This is a genomic window from Arsenicicoccus sp. UBA7492, assembly GCF_002479615.1.
Classification (GTDB): Bacteria; Actinomycetota; Actinomycetes; order Actinomycetales; family Dermatophilaceae; genus Arsenicicoccus; species Arsenicicoccus bolidensis.
This window is the reverse complement of sequence record NZ_DLOE01000022.1, coordinates 140,050-144,448: the sequence shown is the minus strand read 5'-3', so window position 1 is coordinate 144,448 and position 4,399 is coordinate 140,050. Positions and strand designations below refer to the sequence as shown.

4 protein-coding genes are annotated in these 4,399 nt (G+C 72.3%); 2 read left to right on the top strand and 2 right to left on the bottom strand.

The annotated features are described in order from the left end of the window. Nucleotides 1-19: 19 nt before the first annotated feature. Nucleotides 20-1,804 (bottom strand): acetyl/propionyl/methylcrotonyl-CoA carboxylase subunit alpha, encoded by a 1,785-nt coding sequence (locus B4E97_RS06030; protein WP_239265743.1) that lies wholly within the window; start codon nt 1,802-1,804, stop codon nt 20-22. Nucleotides 1,805-1,922: 118 nt separating this feature from the next. Between B4E97_RS06030 and B4E97_RS06025 the strand changes: the two genes are divergently transcribed. Continuing rightward, nucleotides 1,923-2,774 (top strand): aldo/keto reductase, encoded by an 852-nt coding sequence (locus B4E97_RS06025; RefSeq protein WP_239265745.1) that lies wholly within the window; start codon nt 1,923-1,925, stop codon nt 2,772-2,774. A gap of 325 nt (nt 2,775-3,099) precedes the next feature. Here the strand turns inward: B4E97_RS06025 and B4E97_RS06020 are convergent, their stop codons facing one another. After that, nucleotides 3,100-3,978: a vWA domain-containing protein gene (locus tag B4E97_RS06020; RefSeq protein ID WP_286955678.1), complete on the bottom strand. Its 879-nt coding sequence runs from the start codon at nt 3,976-3,978 to the stop codon at nt 3,100-3,102. A gap of 7 nt (nt 3,979-3,985) precedes the next feature. Between B4E97_RS06020 and B4E97_RS06015 the strand changes: the two genes are divergently transcribed. Then, nucleotides 3,986-4,174: a hypothetical protein gene (locus B4E97_RS06015; protein ID WP_239265749.1), complete on the top strand. Its 189-nt coding sequence runs from the start codon at nt 3,986-3,988 to the stop codon at nt 4,172-4,174. Nucleotides 4,175-4,399 lie beyond the last annotated feature (225 nt).

The following is a 4,399-nucleotide window of genomic DNA, read 5'->3' as shown; positions in this document are numbered from 1 at the left end:
TGCCTTTACCCGCGGTAGGTCAGGCGGGGTCCTTGATCTCCATGAGGACGGCGCCGTTGGAGACGGTCTCGCCGACCGCGGCGGAGATGCCGGCGATCGTGCCCGCCTTGTGGGCGTTGATGGGCTGCTCCATCTTCATGGCCTCGAGCACCAGCACGAGCTCGCCGGCCTGCACCTCCTGGCCCTCCTCGACCGCGATCTTGACGATCGTGCCCTGCATCGGCGCGGTGAGGGAGTCGCCGGACGCGGCCGCGCCGCCACCGCGACCACCGGAGGCGCGACGCGGGGCCTTCTTCTTGGCGCCACCCCCGCCACCCCCGCCGCCGAGCGACAGGGTGCCGGGCAGGGACACCTCGAGGCGCTTGCCGCCGACCTCGACGACGACCTTCTGACGCTCCTCGGCCTCGGGCGCCTCGGCCCCCGCGCCGCCGAACGGCTCGATGTCGTTGTCGAACTCCGTCTCGATCCAGCGGGTGTGCACCGTGAACGCGGCGTCCGGGTCGGAGGGGGCGAAGGCCTCGTCGCGAACCACCTTGCGGTGGAAGGGAAGCACGGTCGGCATGCCGTCGATGACGAACTCGTCCAGGGCCCGCCGCGCCCGCTCCACCGCCTGCTGCCGCGTGCGTCCCGTGACGATGAGCTTGGCCAGCATGGAGTCGAAGTTGCCGCCGATGACGTCGCCCTCGACGATGCCGGTGTCCAGGCGGACGCCCGGCCCGGCCGGCGGCTCGAAGACGGCGACGGTGCCCGGCGCGGGCAGGAAGTTGCGGCCCGCGTCCTCGCCGTTGAGGCGGAACTCGATGGAGTGGGCGTGGACCTGCGGGTCGTCGTAGCCCAGCTCCTGGCCCTCGGCGATGCGGAACATCTCGCGGACCAGGTCGATGCCGGTGACCTCCTCGGACACCGGGTGCTCCACCTGCAGGCGGGTGTTGACCTCGAGGAAGGAGATGACGCCGTCCTGGCCCACGAGGAACTCGCAGGTCCCGGCGCCGTAGTAACCGGCCTCCTGGAGGATCGCCTTGGAGGCGCGGACCAGCTCGGCGTTCTGCTCGTCGCTGAGGAACGGCGCGGGGGCCTCCTCGACGAGCTTCTGGTTGCGGCGCTGCAGGGAGCAGTCGCGCGTCGACACCACGACGACGTTGCCGTGCTGGTCGGCCAGGCACTGGGTCTCGACGTGCCGCGGCTTGTCCAGGAAGCGCTCCACGAAGCACTCGCCGCGCCCGAACGCCGTGACCGCCTCGCGCACCGCGGAGTCGAACAGCTCGGGGATCTCCTCCATGGTGCGGGCGACCTTGAGGCCGCGCCCGCCACCGCCATACGCGGCCTTGATGGCCACGGGGAGACCGTGCTCCTGCGCGAAGGCCACGACCTCGTCGGCGCCGCCGACCGGCTCCTTGGTGCCCGGCACCAGCGGCGCGTCGGCCTTGGTCGCGATGTGCCGGGCCTTGACCTTGTCGCCGAGGCCGTCGATCGCGGCGGGCGGCGGGCCGATCCAGATCAGCCCGGCGTCGATGACGGCCTGGGCGAAGTCGGCGTTCTCCGAGAGGAATCCGTAGCCCGGGTGCACGGCGTCGGCGCCGGACTCCTTGGCGATCTCGAGCAGCTTGTCCTGCACGAGGTAGGACTCGCCGGGCGTGGAGCCACCGAGGGCGTAGGCCTCGTCGGCGACCTTGACGTGCAGCGCATCTCGGTCGGGCTCGGCGTAGACGGCCACGGAGCCGATGCCTGCGTCCTTGCAGGCTCGGGCCACGCGGACGGCGATCTCGCCGCGGTTAGCGATCAGGACTTTGGTGATGGACGCCATGGCTCGGACTCTACTGCGGCCCACCCCCGCGGGCTTGCCGACGGGGGTGTGATCTGCGTCAGACGGCAGGTGGCGTGCGACGTCCGGCCGGGTGGGGCTCACGTCATAGGCTGGCCGTATGACGCAGAGCACAGCCCCCCAGATCATGCTCAACGACGGCCACGCCATCCCGCAGCTCGGCTTCGGGGTGTGGCAGGTGCCCGAGGACCAGGTCGTGGACGCGGTCAAGCACGCCCTGGCCACCGGCTACCGCCACCTCGACACGGCCGCGGCCTACGGCAACGAGGAAGGCGTCGGTCAGGCGCTCGCCGAGTCCGACGTGGCGCGCGACGAGGTCTTCGTCACCACCAAGCTGTGGAACGACGCGCACGGCCGCGACCGGACGCTGCGGGCGTTCGACACCTCGATGGACAAGCTCGGCCTGGACGTCCTGGACCTCTACCTCATCCACTGGCCCGTACCGTCGGCCGACGCCTACGTCGAGACGTGGAAGGCCCTGCTGGAGCTGCGCGACTCCGGGCGCGTGCGCTCCGTCGGGGTCTGCAACTTCCACGTCCCGCACCTGCAGCGTCTCGTCGACGAGACCGGCGTGGCGCCGGCGGTCAACCAGATCGAGCTGCACCCCTACCTCCAGCAGCGCGAGCTGCGCGCCCACGACGCCGAGGCGGGGATCGTCACCGAGGACTGGAGCCCGCTCGCCTCCGGCAAGCAGGTCATGGCGGACGAGACGATCCGCGCGATCGCCGACGAGGTCGGGGCGACGCCCGCCCAGGTGATCCTGCGGTGGCACCTGCAGCTCGGGTCGGTCGTCATCCCCAAGTCGGTGACGCCGTCGCGCATCGAGGAGAACTTCGGCTCCCTCGGGATCGAGCTCACGCAGGACCAGATGGAGCGCATCGGCGACCTCGACCGCGGCATGCGGACCGGGCCCGACCCCGACGAGTTCGCCGTGGGCGCCGTCACCGACTGACGGTCGAGCCCCGTCCACACCGACAGGGACACAGACAGGGACACAGATCGGGGACCTGAGTGCCGGGGATGCCGGCACGAGGGTCCCCGATCTGTGTCCGAGGTGGGGTCAGCTCACTTGCCGAGCAGCCAGATCAGCAGCAGGACCAGGAGGACGGCGACGGCGACGTCGCGCGAGGCCGAGAGCGGCGCGGCGGCCAGGGCAGCGGTGTGCAGTGCGGTCATGCCCAGCATGGTGCCACGACGAGGGCGCCGTGGTGGTGATGCACGCCGATCAGCCTGTATGCCGACTGGGTGGGCGCCATGCGGGAGAGGGCGAGCGGGGCTCAGCCCCGGCCCTGGCTCCCGCCCCGGCGACCGCTGCCCCGCGTGAGCAGCCACAGCAGGAGCAGCACCAGGATGGTGGCGCCGACGGCGCCGGGGTTGGTCTCGCCGCCGAGACCTGCGAGCCCGCTGCGGCTCCACCAGCCGGTGCCCGGCGCGGACCAGCCGGTGCTCGCGGCCCGGGCCGAGCCCACGGTGTCGGAGACGATCTGGGTGAGGTCGTCGCTCGTGGCGTCGTGATAGCTGCCGCCGGTGGCGTCGGCCACGCACCGCAGCTGGCTGCGCGCGGGGGCCGAGACCTCGAGGCCGACGGTGTGCACGTGCAGGTCGATGCCCTGGCCGGCGAGGGTCTTGGCCACCGCGCACGGGTCGGCGGAGCAGGACTCCTCGCCGTCCGAGACCAGCACGACGCTGCGCCGACCGGTGGTGCCGAGATCGCCGGCGACCTGCTGCAGGGTGTAGCCGATCGGGGTGTCGCCGTGCGGGGCGAACGCGTCGATCGCGGTCTTGAGCCCACGGCGGTCCAGCGGACCGACCGGTGTCACGAGGCGGCTGTCGGTGCACGCCCTCGACCCGGGCGCCGCCTTGCCGGCGACCTTGACCCGCGATCCGTAGACGCGCAGACCGACCTGCGCGCCGTCCGGCAGCTCGTCGACGAGGGAGCGCAGCGCGTCCTGGGCGCCCTGCATGCGGGTGCGGCCCCGGGCGTCACGCTCGGCCATGGACCCGGAGGAGTCCAGGACCAGGAGCAGTCGTCCGTCACCCGCCCCCGCAGCGCCCGTGCCGGCAGTGCCCGTGCCGGCGGTGCCCGCCCCGCTCTCCGAGCCTGGCTGGATCCCCGGAGTCGCCCGCGCGACGGCTCCCGAGGCGGTGGCCTGCACCGCTGACGTGACGGTGGTGCTGGTCGTGCGAGTGGCGTCGGAGCACCCGGCGACCAGCAGCGTCACCGCCGACAGGGCCGAGATCGCCGACGCCCTCGAGATCGCCGACGCTCTCGACAGCTTCGACGCCGTCATCGCAGCCGACCGGGTGCGCCTGGGGGCAGCAGCTGCCCCCGTGGCGGCGGCGCGGGCGTGAGGCTGGCGGGACGGCATACGGTGCATTGTGCCCGCCCAAAGGTGACGAATCGGGCACGACCCAGGTCACGATCAGGTCATGGGCGCGAACCTCGCGGTGAAGTGCCGCAGGGCCGGCGGCTCTTCGACGATGCGGTAGCCCGGCAGGTCCCCGGCGCGGGCCTTGACCTGCTCGCACACCTCGATGACGTAGTCGATGTGGCTCTGGGTGTAGGTGCGGCGGGGG

What these genes read in the sequence shown, in the direction of transcription:
- B4E97_RS06030 (WP_239265743.1), bottom strand. Translation starts at nt 1,804, where the DNA reads ATGGCGTCCATCACCAAAGTCCTGATCGCTAACCGCGGCGAGATCGCC.
- B4E97_RS06025 (WP_239265745.1), top strand. Translation starts at nt 1,923, where the DNA reads ATGACGCAGAGCACAGCCCCCCAGATCATGCTCAACGACGGCCACGCC.